Source organism: Sporichthya polymorpha DSM 43042, assembly GCF_000384115.1.
GTDB lineage: Bacteria > Actinomycetota > Actinomycetes > Sporichthyales > Sporichthyaceae > Sporichthya > Sporichthya polymorpha.
Genome location: NZ_KB913029.1, coordinates 626,406 through 646,436, shown reverse-complemented (window position 1 = coordinate 646,436; position 20,031 = coordinate 626,406). Strand labels below are relative to the sequence as shown.

Annotated in this window: 18 protein-coding genes, 1 tRNA gene and 1 pseudogene; 6 read left to right on the top strand and 14 right to left on the bottom strand. The window is 69.5% G+C overall.

The features are described 5' to 3' along the window. Positions 1–74: 74 nt before the first annotated feature. The 3 genes from SPOPO_RS0103225 to SPOPO_RS0103215 are packed head-to-tail and all read right to left on the bottom strand — an operon-like array spanning position 75 to position 4,151. Complete coding sequence (locus SPOPO_RS0103225; RefSeq protein WP_019873339.1) at positions 75–1,643, bottom strand: AMP-binding protein; 1,569 nt, start codon at positions 1,641–1,643, stop codon at positions 75–77. A gap of 23 nt (positions 1,644–1,666) precedes the next feature. Then, positions 1,667–3,235 (bottom strand): AMP-binding protein, encoded by a 1,569-nt coding sequence (locus tag SPOPO_RS0103220; protein WP_019873338.1) that lies wholly within the window; start codon positions 3,233–3,235, stop codon positions 1,667–1,669. 28 nt (positions 3,236–3,263) lie between these two features. After that, a complete protein-coding gene (locus SPOPO_RS0103215; protein WP_019873337.1) occupies positions 3,264–4,151 on the bottom strand; it encodes an alpha/beta fold hydrolase in 888 nt (295 codons plus the stop codon). Between the two features lie 102 nt (positions 4,152–4,253). Between SPOPO_RS0103215 and SPOPO_RS27455 the strand changes: the two genes are divergently transcribed. The 4 genes from SPOPO_RS27455 to SPOPO_RS35495 all read left to right on the top strand — a co-directional run bounded on the left by SPOPO_RS27455 (position 4,254) and on the right by SPOPO_RS35495 (position 8,017). Beyond that, positions 4,254–5,375, top strand: coding sequence for an acyl-CoA dehydrogenase family protein (locus SPOPO_RS27455; RefSeq protein ID WP_019873336.1), 1,122 nt, complete (start codon positions 4,254–4,256; stop codon positions 5,373–5,375). A 28-nt stretch (positions 5,376–5,403) separates the two neighbouring features. Then, entirely contained in the window at positions 5,404–6,591 is a 1,188-nt protein-coding gene (locus tag SPOPO_RS0103205) for an acyl-CoA dehydrogenase family protein (protein ID WP_019873335.1), read from the top strand. Beyond that, on the top strand, positions 6,591–6,785 hold the full coding sequence (locus tag SPOPO_RS0103200) for a ferredoxin (protein ID WP_019873334.1): 195 nt from the start codon (positions 6,591–6,593) through the stop codon (positions 6,783–6,785). The genes SPOPO_RS0103205 and SPOPO_RS0103200 overlap by 1 nt, the downstream gene beginning before the upstream one ends. Positions 6,786–7,021: 236 nt before the next feature. Continuing rightward, on the top strand, positions 7,022–8,017 hold the full coding sequence (locus SPOPO_RS35495) for a cytochrome P450 (RefSeq protein WP_245541762.1): 996 nt from the start codon (positions 7,022–7,024) through the stop codon (positions 8,015–8,017). Between the two features lie 324 nt (positions 8,018–8,341). On the opposite strand, the pseudogene SPOPO_RS36015 reads toward SPOPO_RS35495, so the two are convergent. From SPOPO_RS36015 to SPOPO_RS0103175, 4 genes and pseudogenes are all read right to left on the bottom strand, one after another. Beyond that, a pseudogene (locus SPOPO_RS36015) lies at positions 8,342–9,562 on the bottom strand (tyrosine-type recombinase/integrase); the annotation flags it as partial. Between the two features lie 143 nt (positions 9,563–9,705). After that, positions 9,706–10,950: an IS110 family RNA-guided transposase gene (locus SPOPO_RS0103185; protein ID WP_028984480.1), complete on the bottom strand. Its 1,245-nt coding sequence runs from the start codon at positions 10,948–10,950 to the stop codon at positions 9,706–9,708. A gap of 412 nt (positions 10,951–11,362) precedes the next feature. Next, complete coding sequence (locus tag SPOPO_RS0103180; protein ID WP_156869520.1) at positions 11,363–12,679, bottom strand: tyrosine-type recombinase/integrase; 1,317 nt, start codon at positions 12,677–12,679, stop codon at positions 11,363–11,365. A gap of 196 nt (positions 12,680–12,875) precedes the next feature. Continuing rightward, a tRNA-Arg gene (locus tag SPOPO_RS0103175) sits at positions 12,876–12,948 on the bottom strand. An 85-nt stretch (positions 12,949–13,033) separates the two neighbouring features. Between SPOPO_RS0103175 and SPOPO_RS0103170 the strand changes: the two genes are divergently transcribed. Further along, positions 13,034–13,471, top strand: coding sequence for a nitroreductase family deazaflavin-dependent oxidoreductase (locus tag SPOPO_RS0103170; protein WP_019873329.1), 438 nt, complete (start codon positions 13,034–13,036; stop codon positions 13,469–13,471). Between the two features lie 67 nt (positions 13,472–13,538). Further along, positions 13,539–13,685 carry a hypothetical protein gene (locus tag SPOPO_RS34135; protein WP_019873328.1) on the top strand — a complete coding sequence of 49 codons (147 nt, stop codon included), beginning with the start codon at positions 13,539–13,541 and terminating at the stop codon, positions 13,683–13,685. A 13-nt stretch (positions 13,686–13,698) separates the two neighbouring features. Here the strand turns inward: SPOPO_RS34135 and SPOPO_RS0103160 are convergent, their stop codons facing one another. The 7 genes from SPOPO_RS0103160 to SPOPO_RS0103130 form a co-directional block, all read right to left on the bottom strand. Beyond that, the gene (locus tag SPOPO_RS0103160) at positions 13,699–14,079 is read right to left on the bottom strand and encodes a response regulator (RefSeq protein WP_019873327.1); all 381 of its coding nucleotides are present in this window, start codon (positions 14,077–14,079) and stop codon (positions 13,699–13,701) included. Between the two features lie 28 nt (positions 14,080–14,107). Continuing rightward, positions 14,108–16,330: a PAS domain-containing sensor histidine kinase gene (locus tag SPOPO_RS32305; protein ID WP_019873326.1), complete on the bottom strand. Its 2,223-nt coding sequence runs from the start codon at positions 16,328–16,330 to the stop codon at positions 14,108–14,110. Between the two features lie 156 nt (positions 16,331–16,486). Further along, the gene (locus tag SPOPO_RS34705) at positions 16,487–16,651 is read right to left on the bottom strand and encodes a GPGG-motif small membrane protein (RefSeq protein ID WP_019873325.1); all 165 of its coding nucleotides are present in this window, start codon (positions 16,649–16,651) and stop codon (positions 16,487–16,489) included. A 124-nt stretch (positions 16,652–16,775) separates the two neighbouring features. Beyond that, complete coding sequence (locus SPOPO_RS0103145) at positions 16,776–17,612, bottom strand: oxygenase MpaB family protein (protein WP_019873324.1); 837 nt, start codon at positions 17,610–17,612, stop codon at positions 16,776–16,778. A 14-nt stretch (positions 17,613–17,626) separates the two neighbouring features. Beyond that, on the bottom strand, positions 17,627–18,496 hold the full coding sequence (locus SPOPO_RS32300; protein WP_019873323.1) for an SIMPL domain-containing protein: 870 nt from the start codon (positions 18,494–18,496) through the stop codon (positions 17,627–17,629). Positions 18,497–18,604: 108 nt separating this feature from the next. Next, the gene (locus SPOPO_RS0103135; protein WP_019873322.1) at positions 18,605–19,033 is read right to left on the bottom strand and encodes a PPOX class F420-dependent oxidoreductase; all 429 of its coding nucleotides are present in this window, start codon (positions 19,031–19,033) and stop codon (positions 18,605–18,607) included. Positions 19,034–19,063: 30 nt separating this feature from the next. After that, positions 19,064–19,987, bottom strand: coding sequence for an NAD(P)/FAD-dependent oxidoreductase (locus tag SPOPO_RS0103130; RefSeq protein ID WP_019873321.1), 924 nt, complete (start codon positions 19,985–19,987; stop codon positions 19,064–19,066). Positions 19,988–20,031 lie beyond the last annotated feature (44 nt).

Here is a 20,031-nt window from a genome sequence, read left to right as displayed (position 1 = left end):
GTTCCCCTTTTCCGGCGGATGTGATCGCCACTTTCGTCTCGTCCGGCGCCGCGGGCAAAAGGGCATTCCGTCCCTCAGAACGCGCGGGCCTGCCCGCGGAGCGTGATCTTGTCCACTTTCAGGCTCGCGTTCAGGGGCAAGGCTGCACACACCTCGACGTGGCGCGGGACCTTGAAGTTCGCCATCTGCTCGCGGCACCAGGCGATCACCTCGGCCGGGTCCGGGGTGGCGCCGTCCACGGCCACAACGAACGCCACCGGAACCTCACCGAGCCGGTCGTCCGGGCGGCCGACCACGGCCGCGTCCTTGATCCCGGGGCAGGTGCGCAACATCGCCTCCACCTCTGCGGAGGCGACGTTGAACCCGCCCACGATCACGAGGTCCTTGAGGCGGTCGGTGATGCGGACGTAGCCGTCGGGGTCGATGCTGCCGAGGTCACCGGTGCGCAGCCACCCACCATCGACCAGGGTCGCCGCCGTGAGCTCGGGATCGCCGAGGTACTCGCGCATCATCGTCGGACTGAGAACCTGGAGTTCGCCCTCCTCACCGGGACCCGCCACTGACCCGTCGGCGGCGACCACGCGCAACCGGACGTGGTCCAGCGCCGTGCCGGCGAACCCTGCGATCCGCTCGACGTCGGCGCCCACCGGGGAGATCGTCACCGGCCCGCAGGCCTCGGTGAGTCCCCAGGCTGTGAACACGTGCTCGAAGACCTTGTTCTCGAGCAGGGAACGGACGAGCTCCGGTGGGACGGTGGTCGAACCGATCACGGCGACTCGGAGGGCGGAGAGGTCGAACTGCCCGGCCGCGGGGGCGAGCAGCGCCGCCATCATCGTCGGCGGCCCGGCGAAATCGGTGATCCGCTCGTCCTGCAGGAGTTGGAACAGGGTCGCGGGGTCGAACGTCGATCGGGTGACGATGGTGGCGCCGCAGATCACGTTGGCGTTCAGCCACCGCAGCCCGAACTGCGCGAACATGGGCGCGAGCACCAGCGACCGGTCCGTGTGGGTCATCGTCCGGGCGTCGCTGAAGGCGGTCATGGCCTGGACCACGTTGCCGTGGGTCTGGACCACGCCCTTGGGCGATCCGGTCGATCCGGAGGTGTAAACGATGTCGGCGATGTCGTCGGCCGTAACCTCCTGCGCCCGGGCGCGGGCCTCCGCGGAGCTCACCTCGCCGGCGCGGCCGAGGAACTCCGACCAGCTCAGGTCGGAACCGTGATCGCCGGACATCACGATCACGGGCAGGTCGGCCAGGGGGAGCTCGGCGGTGCGCAGCATCGACGGGTAGTCGTTGTCGAGAAAGCCGGTGGTGGTGAAGACCGCCCGGGCGCCGCTGCGCCGCACGACGTCGGCGGCCTCGCGGCCGCGGAAGCGGGTGTTGATCGGTACGAGCGCGGCACCCGCCGCCTGGAGGCCCAGGGCGGCGACGCACCACTGCCACGAGTTCTGGGCCCAGATCGCCACGCGGTCCCCGCGCGAGACGCCCTGGGCGATCGCCGCCCGCGCCACCTCGTCCACCGCGGTGCGGTACTCGGTCCAGGTCAGCCGGACGTCGCCGTCGACCACGGCCTCGCGGTCGGGGAACCGTTCGGCGGTGGCCTGGAGTGCCGCGGGCAGGGTATTGACGAGAGGGCCGGTCATCGCGAGTCCGATCTGTGGTCGGGTCAGTTCACAGCGCGGTCGTGATCGGCCCAGTACCGGGCTCGCAGCGTCTTCTTGTCGGGCTTGCCGACCCCGGTGACCGGGATGGCGTCGACGAAGTCCACGGACTTCGGCGCCTGCACGGACCCCTTCTCCTGACGGACCAGGTCGATCAGCGTCTCCGGCCCCACGGCCATGCCCGACCGGACGACGACCACAGCTTTGACTGCCTCTCCCCACTTGGTGTCCGGGACGCCGATCACGGCACACTGCGCGACCGCGGGGTGGGCGCTGATGACCTTCTCGAGTTCGGTGGGGTAGACGTTGTAGCCGCCGGTGATGATGAGGTCCTTCAGACGGTCGACGATGTAGGCGAACCCAGCGGAATCCACCCGCCCCACGTCACCGGTGTGGAGCCACCCGTGGGCGAAGGCCTGCTCGGTGAGCTCGGGCTGATTGTGATACCCCGTCATCACGCTCGGGCCGCGCAGGCACAGTTCCCCGATCTCGCCGGGCTCGACCGGCTGCCCGTCCGGGTCCAGGACGGCGATGGTGACTCCCGGGGTGGCCTGGCCGCAGGACGTGAGCCGTTCGGCGGCCTCGGGGGTGTCACTCACATCGTGCTGCGAACGCCACAGCGTGGTACCGGTCCCGGTCGACTCGGTCTGACCCCACATCTGCGTGAAGACGCCGCCAAGGCGCGCGATCCCCTCCCGGAGACGCGCCGGGGACATCGGCGAGGCGCCGTAGACGATGGCCTCCAGACTGCTGCGATCGGCCGCTTCCACGCCCTCGGTGTCAAGGAGGGAATAGATCATCGTCGGGACCAGGAAGGACATGGTGACCCGCTCGTCTGCCACGGTACGGAGCCATTCCTCGGGATCCCACTTGGTCATCAGGACCGTCGTCCCACCAGCCAGCAGGGTGGGAAGGATCGGCAGTCCAGAGGCGTGCGAGATCGGTGCGACGGACAGGTAGCGCCGCTCCCGGGGCAGATCCCACCCGGTCGCGAGGTTGAGGGCCTGCGCTGCCAGCGCGCGCTGGGACAGGTGCACGCCCTTCGGCAGGCCCGTCGTGCCGCCGGTGTAGAGCAGCCACGTGGTGCTCTCGGGGTCGGCCGATGGCTCCAGGACCGACGGGGCTGCCCGGTCAGCGAGGACCAGCAGGTCCGATCCGAGGTCGCTCGGTCCGAGGGTGAGGACGTGCGTGAGGGTCGCGCTCTTGGCGGCGAGCTCGGCCGCGCGATCCGCGAAAGCGGGGTCGACGATGAGCACCGTGAGTTCGGCGTCGTCACAAATAAAGAGGTGGTCGGAGAACGAGCCGGCCGGGTGCAGCGCGGTGTAACTCGCGTCGAGGAGCCCGGGCGCGACCTGGGCCAGCCAGACTTCCGGCCGGTTCAGCGACAGCAGGCCGACCCGCCCACCGGGACCGATGCCGTGTTCGCGCAGGACGGTCAGCCAGCGGGCCAGCGCGTCAGCGAGTCCTGCATAACTCAGGGATTTCCCGCCCTGTCGGAAAGCCACTCGGTCGGGGAACCGGCGCAGCGCTTGCACGACGAGCTCGCTCTGGGTGGGAGGCCGGTGCACGGACATGGTCTTCCTCTCGCGGTCGGGTCCCGGCTCAGATCAGCGCCGTTCGCGCCGCTTTCGCGACGGCGACCGGATCCTCGAACGGGCCGAAATGGCTGAGTTCTGCGTGTTCGACCAGGCGCGCGGGCGGGATGGCGGCGCTCAACGCCCGCGCCGCCGGCGTGGCATTGAAGATGTCCGGGCCCAGTCCCAGCGCGACGGCCAGCGGAATCCGCACGTCGGCCACGTCGGCGATGGAACTGGTCGGCGAGGCGTAACACAGCGCCTCGTGTTCGGCGGTGCAGCGCAGTTCAACGCTGCCGTCCGGGCGATCAGCGAAGCCGTGCTCCACGAAAGCGTCGAGGCAGTCCCCGCGCCAGCTCGAGTAGGGCGGCCGCGCCGCCAGATAGACCCGGGCTTCCTCTCGCGAGGCGAACGCTGCGCTACGGCGCCGGGTCCGTTCGACCATCATCCGCTCGAGCTCTGCGGGGACGGCAGCCTGAACGATCGCGGGTTCGTAGACGTATGCCGCGGTCACCGTTCCTGGCCAGCGTGCTTCCGCGAGCAGGGCAGCCGCGCCGCCCATCGAGTGCCCGAAAACCTTGACGCCCTCGGGAGCGATGGCAAGTACTGCTGCCCTCGCGTCCTCGGACATCCGGTCCCAGCTGAAATCCCCGTCGGCCGGCACGTCCGAGAGCCCGTGCCCCCGAAAGTCCATCGCCCACACGTGGAACAACTCAGAAAGTTCGGAGGCCAACGGTTCGTACGCCCGTCCGCAGAACCCGACGGCGTGACAGATCAACAGCGGCTCGCCGTGCCCGCCCAGGTCGTGGACCTCGATCGACACTCCACCGCTGGAGCGCACCCGCAGGCCGCCGCGCATGTCCATGTCGAGGAGATTGACGGCGCCGGTGACTTTCTGCCAGGGCGGTTCCGGCACTCGGAATGCCGCACCTCTGCGCCGGGGCGGTCCAGGACAATCCTGGCATCGGGCGGCCGAGAGGCTGCCACGACCCGAGAGCCCATACCGCCGGGAGCGCACGTGTTCGACCTGAGCCTGACCGAGGAGCAGCACGCACTCCGCAAGACCGTGCAGGCGTTCGCCGAGCGAGACGTGCGTTCCGCGCTCGACCGAGGCGAGCTCACTCCCGACTCGGCTGAACCGCTCCTGGGCGAGATGCACGCGATGGGGCTGCTCGCGCCCGGTGCCCTCGACCGCGGTGGAGATGGGGTTCCCGACGCCGTCAGTCTCCTTTTGGTGCTCGAGGAGTGCGCCGCGGCCGATCCGGGCCTGGCCTTCGCTCTGGCCGGGTCGCTTGGTGCAGCGGCTTCGCTGGATCAGTTGGCTTCGGGAGCGGATCAGCGGCACCTACTCACCGGCATTGGCGGTTCGCGCGCGCCGCGTCTCAGCCTGCACCTGCACGAAGGCTTCGGCCGTAACCCGTCGGAGTACACGACGACCGCACGCCGGGCCGACGGCGGCTGGGTCATTTCCGGACGCAAGATCGGGGTCCTCTGGCCGGGCGGAGCCGATCTCACCGTGTTGATTGCACGCACCGAGGACGGGGACCTCGCAGCCTTCGCGTTCGACAGCCGGAGTGCGCAACCTCGCGTCGAGCGCGACGACGTCGATTCCGGGCGATTGGGACTACGGGCCGCCGCGACCGGGGTCGTGGTCTACGACGACGTGCCACTGCCGCACGGGGCCTACCTGGGCGGCGACGTCGCGGCGACCGCGCGCGCTGTGGCGTCGGCGCGGCTCGGCGGGGCGGCCGTCGCGCTGGGCACAGCACGTACCGCGCTGGCCTATGCGCTGCGTTACGCCGCAGAACGTCGCGCGTTCGGGCGCCCGATCGCGGATTATCAGGCGGTGTCCTTCCCGCTCGCGGACATCGAGATGAACCTGCACGCCGTCCGGCTCGCGGCCTGGGACGCCACGCAGCAGATCGCCCTGTCGGCCGACCCGATCGACATCGAGCAGCGCAGTGGCCGGGTCGCGGCGCGCGCCTACGGCCTCGCCTGCGAGTCGACGCGGGTTGCCGTGAACACCCTGGGCGGTCACGGATACCTCGAGGACCATCCGTGCGAGCGCTGGTACCGCGACGCGGCGACGCTCGCCGCTATCGACTTCGATCCGCTCGCCGCTCCGTTGCTGCTCGCATGACGATCTGGACCCAGAAGGAGTTGTCGCTGTGGACCTGACGCTGTCTCAGGAGAGCCAGGATCTGTTGGCGCGCTGTCGCGAGTGGGCCGTGACCGAAGGCCGGCCCTTCGCGCGGGAGGCGGACCGGGCGCACGCGAACCCTGAGGCCACCGAAAAGGTGTTGTCCACCTGTCCCTTGGACGTCAGTCCGTTGGTCGGGGAGGATCTCGGGCGCAAGGAGCACATCCTGCACGACGGGCGGGGCAGCAACGTCCTCGCTTGTGGAGTCATGGAGCAGTTCGTCTACGGCGACGCGTACATGATGGCGATCATCCCCGGAACAGGGATCGGGGGCCGGGTCGTGAGGTTGCTCGGCACGCCTGAACAGGTCGAGCGCTGGTTCGCCCCGTTGGCCGCGGGCGTCTACAAGTACACGGGCTTCGCGCTGACCGAGCCCGGCATGGGGTCGGACACCGCGGCGGTGGCGACCACTGCAACCCGCGATGGCGACAACTACATCCTCAACGGGGCCAAGATCTTCTGCTCGGGGGGTGCGATCGCGGACTTCGTGGTGGTGTTCGCCACCATCGACAAGACCCTGGGCGGCAAGGGAATCCGCGCGTTCGTCGTCGATGCCGGCACCCCGGGCTTTTCGGTCGTCAAGCCCAACGAGCGAAAGCTCGGCATGCGCAACATGCAGACCTCGGAGCTGAATTTCGACAACTGCGTCGTCCCGGCTGCCAACCTGCTGGGCGACCCCGCTGACCCGACCGCGCTCCGGACCGCGCTGCACACGCTGGGCACGACGCGCCCGCAGGCGACCTCGGTGTCGGTGGGCGTCGGGCAGGCGCAGCTCGACGAGACGCGTGAGCGGCTGGCCGCCGAGCGTGCGTCGTTCGCCCCGCACCGGTGGCGGGCAATAACCGAGGAACTCGATCGCATGGACGCCGCCCTGCAGGAGGCTCGGCTGGTCATCCGCCGGGCCGCTTGGCGGATGGACCAGGGCTTGGACTACAACGCGGATTCCTCGATGGCGAAGGCGTACGCCGGCCCGATAGGAGAGCGGGTGATCCTGCGCTGCCTACAGCTCATGGGGTCCAGCGGTTACAGCGAGGACGACCTGTTCGAGAAGCGGTACCGGGATGCCAAGATCCTCGACATTTGGGAGGGAACGGGCAACATCCAGCGCCTCGTCGTCTCTCGTTCCCTCCTGACTGCTGGCCCGGCGGCCCTCTGATGGCGCGGGTCACGGTCGACCACCAGCGCTGTGAGGGCCACGCGATCTGTGCCCTGGGCGCTCCGGAACTTTTCGACGTCGACGACGACGGGCGCGCGGTCGTGCTCGTTCCCGAGCTCACCGCTGAGCTGGAAAAGGCCGCGCTCGACGCGGCCTCGACCTGCCCGGAGCGAGCGATCGCAGTTCACGCATGACGCTGCCCGGACACACCATCAGCAACTCGGAGGACGACGTGTCACCAGACCCGCGCGGGGCGACCGAAGCAACCATCGAGGCTCCCGAGCTGGGCAGCCCAGAATTCATCGTCGACCCATATCCCACCTACGCCAAGCTGCGGGCCGAGTGCCCGGTCTCCCGAAGTGAGCAGTTCGGCGGCTTCTGGCTGGTGAGCCGGTACGACGACGTCAAGCAGATCGCCCGGGACCCCGAGGTGTACTGCTCCGCCAAGGGCGTCAACGTCCCCGCGGTCGGCAATCCCACGCCGTTCCTGCCGATCGAGCTGGACCCGCCGCTGCATACCAAGTACCGCAAGGCGTTGCAGCCGTGGTTCTCGGCGAAGGAAATGGCCAAGCTTGAACCGCTGATCCGCGAGTTGGTCACCGAGATCATCGATGGGTTCATCGACAAGGGAAGCGCCGACCTGTCGGCCGAACTGGCCGGCCCCGTCCCGCCCGTCGTCATCGCCGCGATCCTCGGTCTCCCTCGGGAGGACTGGGCGGAGTTCCGCCGGCAGGCTGAGACGCTCGTCCATGCCGCCGAGATCGAGGACGAGGAACTCGCGGCGCAGATGAGCATCGACCTGATGTGTTACCTCGCGCTCGCTGTCGAGGACCGCAAGACCGCGCCCCGCGATGACATGCTGACCAAGATGCTGACCATCGAGATCGACGGGGAGCGCATCGACGACGACTCGGTGCTGGGTCTGGCCTTCTTCATGCTGATGGCGGGGCACGAAACCAGCGTCGGCGGCATCAGCATGCTGTTGCTCCACATGATCGAATACCCCGACCTGCAGCGTCGGTTGGTGGAGGACCCCAGCCTGGTCGACAAGGCGGTCGAGGAGTCGCTGCGGCTCGGCTCACCGATCCAGCGGATTGCCCGCACCGTCGAGCGCGACGTCACGCTGAACGGTGTCGAGCTCTCCGAGGGCGACAAGGTCGTTCTCGCCTGGGGCAGCGCCAATCGCGACGAGGTCCGATTCGAAAACGCGGACACCTTCGTCGTGGACCGCCCGAACAACGGCCACCTGGGTTTCGGCGACGGTATCCATCGGTGTCTGGGTGCCAGCCTGGCTCGCCTGGAGATGCGCGTGGTCCTCGAGGAGGTCCTCCGCCGAATCCCCAACTACCGCCTGGCCGACGGAGAGACGGCCGAGGTCGGCGGCATTCTCGCTCGTCATGTCACAAAGCTGCCGGTTGTCTGGTGAACCCGGCGCAGCGTGGCGGCACACTGTAACGGGGCTCCGCTCGCGGGCGCGCCGCAATCGGGGTCCGGACCTCTGTGGCGCACAGTTTCCGCTCATCCACGCATCTTCCCGCCGGCGTCGAGCATCCTGCTTAGGCGCGCGACCAGGTCGCGCATGTCGGCGAGCTCGTCCGTTGGTATCTCTGCATTGGGGTCCCGCAGCGGCAACTGACCGCGATCGGAAGGCGTCCAGCGCATCGAGTGCGGCTTGGTCGGCGCCGGGCAGCGCGTGGAGGTATTTGCCGGTGGTGGCGATGCTGCCGTGGCCGAGGCGTTCCTTGACGACCTGCAGGTCGGCTCCGCCGGCCAGGAGCCAGGAGGCGTGGGCGTGGCGTAAGCCGTGGGGTGTGACGCGGAACCCGAGCCCGGCGGGCGCCACGGTGGGGTTCCAGACGTTCTTGCGGAACCAGGTGTTGGGGATATGTCCGTCAGTGTGGGCGGCGCGAGGCCTGCGCGGCGCGTCCTTCCCAGCGGCACGTCGGGCGGCGCGGTAAGCGGCGACAGCGTCCTTGCACGGTCGGCAACGGCAGGGCCCAGACTGGTAGGCCGTGAGAGTGCCATGTCGGTACTGCCGACCGAGTCGGTTGGGTTGTGTGAGTCCGAGCGTCGCGGGGTCAGGGAGCTGTTCCGGTCTCCGACGCGGCGCCTCGGCAGGCGCGGGGCAGGGAAACAACAAGTCCCCGGGACCAAGTGCGTTGCGCTTGATGTGCAACTGGATCTGTTCGACCAGCCGCGCGGTCAAGGACAACTGCCGCCACTCCTTGTCCTTGGGGTAGTCCTTCACGACGAAGCGCACACCGTCAGGCCGATCCTTCGCCTTCAGTTCCACAACTGCCCGGGAGACGGTGAGGACTCGCGTCTTCGGGTCGAGGTCGCGCGGCCTCAGCTCGGTCAGCTCACCCCAGCGCAGGCCGGTCTCGACCTTGGTCTCCACCAAGAGGCGCATGGTGTCGTCTTGAAGGGCCGCGTAAATGGCGTCGTACTGCTCGACGGTGATGATGCGTCGCGGCTTACGGGCGACGGGCGGGGTCTTGACGCCGCGTCCGGCATGGATGAGGACCACCTGATCGTTCAACGCGGTGGTGAGGATCGCGTCGAGGACGACTTTCGCCTCCCGAATCGTCGGTGGGCGCGCGCCATAGACGCTCTGCAGCTCGGAGATCCACTCGCGCACGTGATGGGGGAGCAGCTCCACCATCCGGATGTGGCCCAAGGCGGGGAGCACGTACTTGTTGAGCAGGTACCGGTAGTTCTCCCTCGTCGTCAGTTCGATGACGTGATTCGGAAACCACTCAGTCTCGACGTAGTGGGCCAACGTCTGCCGGCTCCGCTTGGGATCGCCGACCTTCCCGACCGAAAGACCTTCTTCAGCCTTGTGCCACGCGCGGACGGCTTCCTTCTCGGTCCGGAAGGTCCCGGCAGAACGCTCGGCGCCACGCACATCGCGGTACACAGCGGTGTAGCGAGCCTTCCCATCGCGGCCAACGCGTTCCCTGACCCACCCCATAGCCCCGCCCCCAAGACCCACCGATGTCAGCAATTTGTCAGCACCAGCGCTGCTGGACGACGGCGGACGGGTCCGGACCAGGATGGACTCAAACCGCCTCTGACGCGAAGATTCGCGTTCTTGGCCCCCGCCTGGGTTGACGGTCATCCGGCCTCGGTCAGGGGGTTGAGGGTGACCTCGTAGCCGAGCTCGCGGAGTTGGTGCAGAGCGCGGTTGCGGGCCCGGTCGGGGTTGAGCCGGCTGTAGTAGTCGGCTCCGGGGTCTTGGTAGGTCGTGTCGGTGGTGAGCATGTTCCAGATTGCGACGAGCATCGCGTGCTCGATCGCGACCAGGGCCTTCATCGGGCCGCGGCGGGCGGCGATGCGCCGGTACTTCACCGACAGGTAGGTGTTCTTGCTGCGCGCGACGGCCATCGCCGCGACGCCGAGGGAGCCTTTGAGGTAAGGGTTGCCGGGGCGGGTCTTGGTGGATTTGATCCGCCCGGCTGATTCGTTGCTGCCCGGGCAGGTCCCGGCCCAGGAGGCCAGATGCCCGGCGGTTGGGAAGCGGGTCATGTCCGCGCCGGTCTCGGCGATGATCACGTCCGCGACCAGGGTGCTGATTCCCGGGATCGTGACGATCAGGTCCCGGGCCCCGCGAAAGGGCTCGATCACCACCTCGATCCGGGCGGTGAGTTCATCGATGGCCCGGGTGTGTTGATCGATCAGGTCCAGGTGCAGGCGGGCCAGGAACCCGTGGTGGGCGTTGAAGTGCCCGGTCAATGCCTCGGTCAGGGCCGGTATCTTCGAGCGCAGTCGCCGTCGGGCCAGGTCGGCCAGCTCGCCCGGGTCGCTCTCCCCGGCAATGAGCGCTTCGAGCATGGCTCGGCTCGAGATCCCGGTGATGTCGGAGGCAACCGAGGACAACTTGATCCCGGCGTCCTCGAGCAGCTTCTCCAGCCGCTGGATCTCCCGGGTCCGTTCCCGGGTGATCGCAGTGCGGGTGCGGGTCAGATCCCGCAACTGACGCACCGGCTCCGGCGGAACGAAAGAGGCCCGGACCAGCCCGTGCGCACCGAGCTCGGCCAGCCAGGCGGCGTCGGAGACATCGCTCTTGCGCCCGGGCAGGTTCTTCACATGCCCGGCGTTGACCAGGATCACCTCGAACTCGGCGTCCTCGAGCAGATAGTAGAACGGCTTCCAGTAGTCACTGGTTGCCTCCATCACCACCAGCGTGACCTTCTGCTCGATCAGGTGCTCCCGCAGCGCCAGTACCTGATTAGTGACCGAGCCCCACGTGCTCACCGTTGATTTGGTGCCGGCCCGGCCGCCGCCGGCGATCCGCACACAGCACTTCGCGTCGCGTTTGGACACATCGAGCCCTGCGCAACGCCGATGAACGATTTCCACACCGCCACCTCCAACGGCAACCGACCAATACGGTGTCCGTCCCGGGCAGGGCGAGGAAAATCTAAAGTCTGACGCTCGTGCTCGAAGGCAACATTCCACGGTCCCCGTGGCAGCCCTGCACCACCATGCTGACCTACAGGCTCGCAGGCACCACAGAGGAATCGGTGTCCACCGGAACGGACCAGCCGATCCTGACCGCCCGCTCGTGGCTACGGCCAGTCCTCCGGCAACGTCCGGCCGCGAATCTTCGCGAACCACGGTGAGCCCCCTGAGGGCTCACCGTCGCTGACCTGCACGAATGCGTTCGCTCATACCGCTATGTGGTTGCGATCGGCCCCCTAGAATACGGCTCATAACCCAGAGGTCGGGCTAGGTTCCCGAGCCTAGAGCCGCAGGCAGAACTGACGGAGCGTCAGCTTCCCGCCGATGACGCTGGCTGCTCAAGAACCACTGCGCGGCGACCTCGTTCGGCTGATAGCAATCCTTCGTCCTTGAGCATCGCGATGGCCCGCGCCGCGGTGTTCGGCGCCATGTTGTGCTCGGCTGCCAACTCGGCGAGGGTCGGTAGCTGAGTGCCGGCCGGTAGTGCGCCGGACAGGATCGAGTTTCGGATGTCGGCAGCGAGTTGCTCGTACGGTGACTGTGGCCGTCGAAGCGCGGGCTCCGGTCGCGGAATCAACGTTGCGATCGTTTCCGCGGCTCGCCGGTCGGCGTCCGCACTCCACCCTGCGTAGGTCCGCAGGGTCGTCGTCCCGCCACTGCCGTGCCCTAGTCGGCCGGCGACCGTTCGGACGTCGACGTTCGCGGCGATGAGCTCGGTCGCTGAGTAGTGACGGAGGGAGTGGAGACGCGTACTACGCAATCCCAGTTTGGTGGCGAGCTTGCGGTAGCGCTGGGTGACGCTGGAGGGCGTGAGCGGGGTGCTGCCGTCCGCGGCGCGGGAAAAGACGAAGGAGCCGCGGGACCACTCGACGCCCAATTCGGCGCACGCCGCCTGCCGCCGCTCGCGCAGGTCGACGAGCTGGTTGAGCGAGTGCTGGTCGAGCGCGACCCGTCGCGTCTGGTTGGTCTTGGTCCGCTTCTCGACGTTTCCCCAGTGGCTGCGTTCGATCGTGATGTAGCCGTCGTTCAGATTGACGTCGGTCCACCGAAGGGCGCAGAGCTCGCCGCGGCGCCAGCCCAGCACCATGGTCAGGAACAGCAGGAGCGCCCAGTCCGGGGCCCGGGATGCCTCGGCGAGCAGCGCCCGCGCCTCGTCGGACGACGGGGGGTCCGGTTCGTTCCGGTAGAACGCCGGGGGCTCCGCTAGCTCCGCTTCGTTTACGGAGAGGAACTTCCAGCGCACGGCGCGGTCGAGCACCGAGCGGATGATGAAGTGCACCTTGCGGACGGTGTTGGGAGCCAGGGGCTCGCATTTGTGACCGGCCTTCGGGCGATCGCTGCACAGCGAGCGGCACTTCAGCAGGCGCGAGTACAGGATCTCCAGCCCTTCGGCGGTGATCTTGTGCACCGGCTTCTTGCCGAGCGTCGGCAGGATGTAGAGCCGGATCAGTTGCTCGTTCCGCTCCCGGGTGCTGGCCTCGTGGCGGACCACTCCGAGCCATTGGTCGATCGCCTGCGCCATGGTGATCGCCGCGCGAGGTTGTCGTCGCTCATGGAGTTGGTTGAGCAGCCGGGCCAGTTCCGCCTTCGCCTCGGGCTTGGTGCGGGCCGTGGCCCGCAGGTACATCTGCCGACCCGTGAGGGCGTCTCGGCCGGCGTAGACACGCACGCGATACCGGCCAGAGGGAAGCAGCTCAATGCTCCCCTCCGCACGCCCCCGGACGACTGCCACCTCTGCAGGTTACGACAGTTCATGCCACGTTTCATGCCATGCGGCCTGGCTTGGTGAACTTCGGGAGTGGAAAACCGCAGGTCAGTTGGCGTGCCCCCGCGCAGATTCGAACTGCGGACACCCGCTTTAGGAGAGCGGTGCTCTATCCCCTGAGCTACGAGGGCGGGGACGGCCAATCCTGCCACGGGCGGGTGGAGGCTCGCCGCAGCGGCGGGAATGTGGGGGTGGGGGGATCGTGTTTCTCCGGGTATGAGCAATTCGACGTCAGCTGAACTCAGTCCGACCCCGTGGGTCCGGGACCAGACGGAACAGATCCTCCGGACCGGGACGACCGACGGGGTGACGGTGATGGACCGCCCGGTCGTCCTGATCACGACGACGGGGGCGAAGACCGGGAAGCAGCGCTACGTCCCGCTGATGCGGGTCGAGCACGAGGGCCGGTACGCGATGGTGGCGAGCAAGGGCGGGGCGCCGGAGCACCCGGCCTGGTACGCGAACGTGCAGGCGAACCCCGAGGTGACGGTGCAGGACGGCACGGTGACCGGGACCTTCCGTGCCCGCGAGGTCAGCGGCGAGGAGCGCGCGCAGTGGTGGGAGCGCGCCGTCGCGGCGTACCCGCCGTACGCGGAGTACCAGGAGAAGACCGACCGGCTGATCCCGGTCCTGGTCCTCGACCCGGTTCGCTGACCCGACCCGGTTCGATCGCCGCCTCCCGGGAAGCCCTATCTCCACGGCAGCCAACCCGGGAGGACGGATGGGCGAGATCGACGACCTGAAGCGCAAGGCCGAGGAATCGATGAATCCGGTCGAGGAGAAGGTCGAGGACTCGAAGGACAAGACCCATCAGGTCCGCGGAAGCCTCGGCCAGGCCGCGGAGGACCTGACCGAGGAGCTGGAGTAACCGCGCGGACGGCCTACCAGCCGTCCCCGTCGTCGGTGGGCAGCGCCCGGTCGATGGCGGTCAGCAACGCGGAGGCGACGAACGGCTTGGTCAGGTAGGTCGCCCCGAGCTCGCGGCCGGCGTCGATGCTCTCCTGCTGGACGCGGGCGCTGAGGAAGATGGCCGGAAGGTCGGTCATGCCCTCGCGCTTGCGGAGCTCGGTGAGCAGTTCGAAGCCGGTCATCATCGGCAGCCCGACGTCGAGGATCGCGACGTCCGGGGGAGTCTCGCCGAGGACCTCGAGGGCCTGCTGCCCGGAGGTCGCGGTCAGCACCTTGTGGCCGGCGTTGCGGCACCGGGCAGTGACGAGGGCGAGGATGTCGGGGTCGTCGTCGACGACGAGCAGGCGTGCCATGTCAGTTCTCCTTGGGGATGGATGTCGCTCAGGCCAGAACAACGTCGGCGGGGACGGGCAGCAACGGCAGTTCGACGGTGACGGTGGTCCCGACCCCGACCAGGGACGCGACCGAGATCGACCCCCCGTGGGCCTCGACGATCGACTTCACGATCACCAGGCCCAGACCCGTGCCCTGAATCGCGTTCTCCCGCGCCGCCGACGACCGGAAGAACCGCGTGAACAACTGCTCCTGCTCCTCCTCCGGGATGCCGATCCCGGAGTCGGAGACACTCAGCCGCGCCAGCCCGTCGACCGCGGCGCCCACGATCGACACGCGGCCGCCGTCGGGGGTGAACTTCACCGCGTTCGTCACCAGGTTGAACAGGACGCGCTCCAGCTGACCCGCATCGCCGAGCACCGACCCGATGTCCTCCGGGACGTCGACGACGACCTCGAGCTCCCGCGCCCCGAGGATCGGCACCACCGTGCGCTGCACGTCGGCCACGACGGCCGCCAGGTCCACCGGTTCCGCCACGGGTTCCGTCCGCCCGGCCTCGATATGAGAGAGCGTCAGAAGGTCCTCGATCAGCGCCAGCAACCGCCGCGAGTTCCGCTCGACCACCTCGGCCAGCTGCAGCTGCTCGACGGTCAGCGGCCCGCCGTCGCCCTCCACCAGCATCTCGAGGTACCCGATGATGCTCGTCAGCGGCGTCCGCAGCTCGTGCGAGACCGACGAGACGAAGTCCGACTTCGCCTGGTCGAGCTCCCGCAGCCGCCGGATGATCTCCAGCTCCTGCTGATACGTCTGCGCCTGCAGCAGCGCCGCCCCGACGGTCCGCGCGATCGCCGACACGATCGCCACCTCGTTGCCCGTCCAGTTCCGCGGCCGCGTCGTGTTCACGACCAGCCAGCCCACGAGCCGCGATCCCACCCACATCGGGCACCCGAGGTACCCGCGGATCCCGTACCCCTCGCTGAGCTCGGCCGCCTCGCCCGGCCGCAGCCGCGCGTCGTCCTCGACGTCGAAGACGACCAGCGCAGTGTCGTCCCCGTGCGCCCGCCGCGACAGCCGCGCGATGCCGGCCGGCGGCGCCACCGAGTTCACCAGCGCGGGCAGACCCTCGCGCACCCACGACTGCGCGATCACACCGACCGGGTCGTCCTCGCTCGCCAGCCGGATCACGACGCGGTCCGCGTCCAGTCGATCGCCGAGCGACGTCACCGCGCGGCGCTGCACGGACTCCGGGTCCAGGTCCTGCCGGATCGCGTGCGTCAGCTCGTTGATCAGACTGGCGCGCTGGGCCTGCTCGCGCACCTTCGTCTCGTTGCGCCTCTCGTCGGTGACGTCGCACGCGATCGCGATGAACCCGACCGGCACCGCGTCCGGCCCACGCACCGCCGACACCGTCACCGACACCGTGATGCGCTCACCCGTGCTGCGCACGTAGGTCCAGTCGCGGACGTCCGCCTCACCGACCCGCGCCGCCGCCACGAGCACCTCGAACCCCGCCGGGACGTCGAGTTCCGCCGCCCGCGCCGCGAGCTCCTCGGGGTCGTGCAGGAACGTCGGGACGCGCCCGATGACGTCCTCGGGCTCGTACGCCAGCATCCGCGCCGCGCCTTCGTTGAACACCGTGATCGCGCCGCTCGCATCGGTCGCGATGATCGAGAACTGCGTCGCCGCCTCGACGAGACCGACGAACTGGTCCCGCGCCTCGCGGGCGCGCGCTTCCGTCTCCCCATACTGGCGAGCGCTGTCCCGCAGCCGACCCACCACAGCACTCACGTTCAGGCCGATGAACCCCGCGATCGCGGTGTTCAGCGCCATGCGCTGCCACTCCGACGCGGTCCCGCTCCCGATCAGGGGCGCGGCGAGCACCACGCCGATGCCGGCGATGCACGCCTGCACCTCACGGCGGGTCCCGTGCATCGCGAACAGCATCAGCGGCAGGTAGATCAGGGCGGTGAACGGGGACCGGGCGTCCCCCGTCGCCTCACGCAGGACCCCCACCAACGGCAGCGTGGCCATGGCGAGGAGTGACTGCGTCCACCGCGGCAGCCGATCCCACGGGAGCAGGAACGCCCCCAGCACCAGCAGCAGATAGCTCAGAGCGACGCCGGCGTAGAGCCAAGCATCCTCGCTCCGCACGTTGAACGCACCCACGAACAGCGCGGCCGAGGCAACCACCGCATAGGGGACGATGCGCGGCACGAGGCCGCGCTGGCTGAAGGGCCCGCGTTCACGCACGTCGCCGAGTGGGGTGGCCACGTCCTGAATCTCGGCCGGACGCAGACCAACCTGAAGGAAATCGGGGCACCGGGCCCAAAGAAGGACCCCGGCAATCGGGCGGAGTGCCGGGGTCAGCCGGATTACCTGACGATTCGTCTGATCCTGTCCCGTTCCGTCCGGAACGGGGACGTGCAGTTACACGCTGGCGCTGCTGCGCGACCGGAAGATCGAGTACCCACCCGGGCCGATCGCGAGACCAACGACGATGAGGAGCACCCCGAACAGGATCTGGCCCTGAAGCAGGTTGACCACGCCGCCGACCACCAGGAGAACCGCGAGGATCCACAGTAGAAATGCCATGCCCGGAGAATTCCCGGGCCGCAAAGCGTGAAACTGCCTCAGATGTTGAGCAGCGTCACGGTTGAACCGCGGGATCGGGACGATCCGGACATTCGCACTCCCCGCTCCCGCTGACGAGCCCAGCTCAGCGCATCGCCCAGCGGATCCCGCGCACCAGCGCGTGACCGCCCAGCGGCACCGCCGTGGCCTCCGCGAACGGGAGCCGGGGCAGCCACAGTTCCCGGCTCGCCCACCCGGGCAGCAGCGCGACCGCGTTCGCCGCCAGCACCGCGTACGGGGGGCGGGCGACGAGGGGCAGCGGGGGAGTCAGGAGCAGGAACCGCGCCGCGTCCCGCGCCTCCTTCGTCCCCGTCAGCTCCGCCCGGTACGACTCCAGGCAGGCCGTCAGCTCGGCCACCGTCTCCGGCGGCGCCGGCGCCCCGAGCTTGCGCGCGATGTGGGCCGCGTCCGCGACGTAATCGTCGGCCTCCGCCGCCGACAGCGGCTGCGACCCGAAGCGCTGATGGGCCGTCAGGAAGCTGTCGATCTCCGCGACGTGCACCCACTGCAGCAGGTGCGGGTCGCTCGCCGCGTAGGGCCGGCCGTCCGGCGCGGTGCCGCGCACCCGCTCGTGGATCGACCGCACCTGGTCCACCGCGGCCTGCGCGTCCTCGGCCGCGCCGAACGTCGTCGTCGCGAGAAACGCGCTCGTCCGGTGCAGCCGGCCCCACGGGTCACCGCGGTAGCCCGAGTGTCCGGCCACGCCGGCCATCGCCAGCGGGTGCAGCGACTGCAGCAGCAGCGCCCGCAACCCACCGACGAACATCGCGGCATCGCCGTGCACCCGCCGGATCGGCCGGTCCTCGGCGAACCAGCGCGGCCCGGGCGTGCCGAGGATCCGCTCGCGGCGGGCCGGGCCCTCCGGCCCGGCCACGCGCGCGAAGATCAGGCCGCCGACGCGGCTGCGCAGATCCGTCCCCACGCCTCGACGGTAGCTCAGCTCAGTTCCCACACCACCGTGGTCGTCACGCCCACCTGCTGGCTGCCCGGCGCCAGCGGCACCGACGACGCGGTGCCCGCGTCCCGCGCCGCCGCCGGGTACGGGAACCCGCCGCCGCCCTCGGAGCCCTCGCTCACCGACACGACCCGGCCGAGGCTCCCGCCCGCGAGCCGCGCGTACTGTTCGGCCTTTTCCTTCGCCGCCGCGAACGCCTCGTCCCGCGCGTCCTTCGTCAGCTTCTCGGTGTCGGAGAACTCGAACCACACCCCGTTGATGCGCGTCGCGTTCCCGCCCGCGGCCGCCGCCTCGGAGATGACCTTCCCGGCGGTCTCCAGGTTGCGCAGCTTCACCGACAGCGACTGGTGCACCTCGAACCCGTTCGGCGCGGGCGGTACCGGCATCACCGACCGGCCGGACTCCGGCACCGCAATCGAGGGAGCCGGCGCCGCCGGGTCGGCGGCCACCGCGGGCGCGTCGCCCATCGGCGCCGGCATCGGCTTCGAGTCCCCGTACGGCTCGATCGGGCCGTAGTGCTGGTTGATCGAGAGCTGCGAGGTCTGCATGTCGTCGCCGGACACCCCATGCCGGGCGAGAACCTCCTTGATGCGCCGGATGTCGGAGTTCGCCGTGTCGAGGGCGGCGTTGACGTCCGGCCCCGACCGCTGCACCCCGAGGTCGAGCCGCACGATGTCCGGCGTCCCGCTCGCGTACCCGGAGCCCGAGACGGTGACGGCCCGCGCGTCCGGCTCCCCACCGGTTGCGGCGACCGACCCGGAGCTCCCGGACACGACCGCCCCGGCGGCGACGGCGGCGACGACGACGGCAGCGGCCGCACTGAGCGACGCGCGGCGGAACGAAATGGACATCTCGGCTCCCTGAACGGCGGGCGGGACGCGCCGGCGGCACCCGGCGTCAGGACAGGGACGCAGGAGGAGCCGGAAACGTTCGCCGCCGCCGACGTGACGGGGGAGCAGCTAGCCAGGCAACTGCCCGTACGCGTGGGTGATCGTGAACTCCAGGACCTGCCGCCGCTCGGAGACCATGACCGCGCGGTACTCGTCCCAGTCCGGGTGCTCGCCGGACAGCCCGCGGTAGAGCGCGACCAGGGCCTCGACGGTCGCGTCGTCCGGCGCCGCCGCGACCGGGGTCAGCGCGGCCTCACCCTCCACCACGACCCACGACCAGAAGTCCTTCGACGCGACGTGCAGGCTCACCCGCGGGTCGCGCTCGGCGTTGCGGGTCTTCGCCCGGTCCGCGGTGACGGAGATCTGCACCCGCCCGGACTCGGCGTCGTAGCGGTAGATGATGTTCGACAGCTGCGGACGGCCGTCCCGCTTCAGCGTGACGAGCACGCCCATCCGGTGCGCGGTGAGGAAGTCCAGCTGGGGCTGCGAGATCGCCATGCGCCCATCCTTCCCCCGATCAGCGACGACTCAAGCCGCCACCGCGTCCGCGACCTCCTCCGCCACCAGGTCCGCGTTCAGCATTGCCGCCGCCGCGACGCCCTCACCCGCGGCCACGATCACCTGCGCCCGCGGGTTCGCAACGTTGCCCGCGACCCAGACGCCCGGCACCGTCGTCTGCCCGGTCGCGTCGGAAACGACCCACCCGTCCGCGTCGATCTCGCAGCCCAGCGCCCGGAGCAAGCCGTCGTTCGGCTCGAACCGGGGCGCGGCGAACACCGCGTCGACCGGGACCACACGGCTCCCGGAATCCAAAGCGCCGACCTCCAGCCCCACCAACCGGTCGTCCGTGACGACGGTCCGCGTCACCGCGCCCTCGACGACCTCGATCCCGCGCGCCGCGTACCCCGCGGCGTCGGTCGCCGGCACCGACCCGACCGGCGCGAACAGCACCACGTCGTCCGACCACTGCCGGATGAGCTGCGTGTAGTGCGCGGTCATGGGTCCGCCACCGAGCACGCCGAGCCGCTGGTCCCGCACCTCGTACCCGTGGCAGTAGGGGCAGTGCAGGACGTCACGCGCCCACCGCTCCGCCAGCCCCGGGATCTCGGGCAGGACGTCGCGCAGCCCCGTCGCCACCAGCAGCCGCCGGCCCGACACGGAGCGGTCGCCCTCCAGCGCCACCCGGAACCGCGTCCCGGCGCGCTCGATGCCGGTGACCACGGCGGTCGTGATCTCCCCGCCGTAGGACTTCACCTCCGCGCGTCCGAGCTCCAGCAGCTGCGCGGGGGACTGGCCGTCCCGCGACAGGAACCCGTACATGTGCGCGGCCGGCGCGTTCCGCGGCGCTCCACCGTCCACGACGAGGACGCGTCGTCGCGCCCGCCCCAACGTCAGTGCCGCCGACAGCCCGGCCGCCCCGCCACCGATGATCACCACGTCGTATTCGCTCATGATCTGACGGTGCCTCCGCCGTCCCGGCCCCGACAACTTTTGTT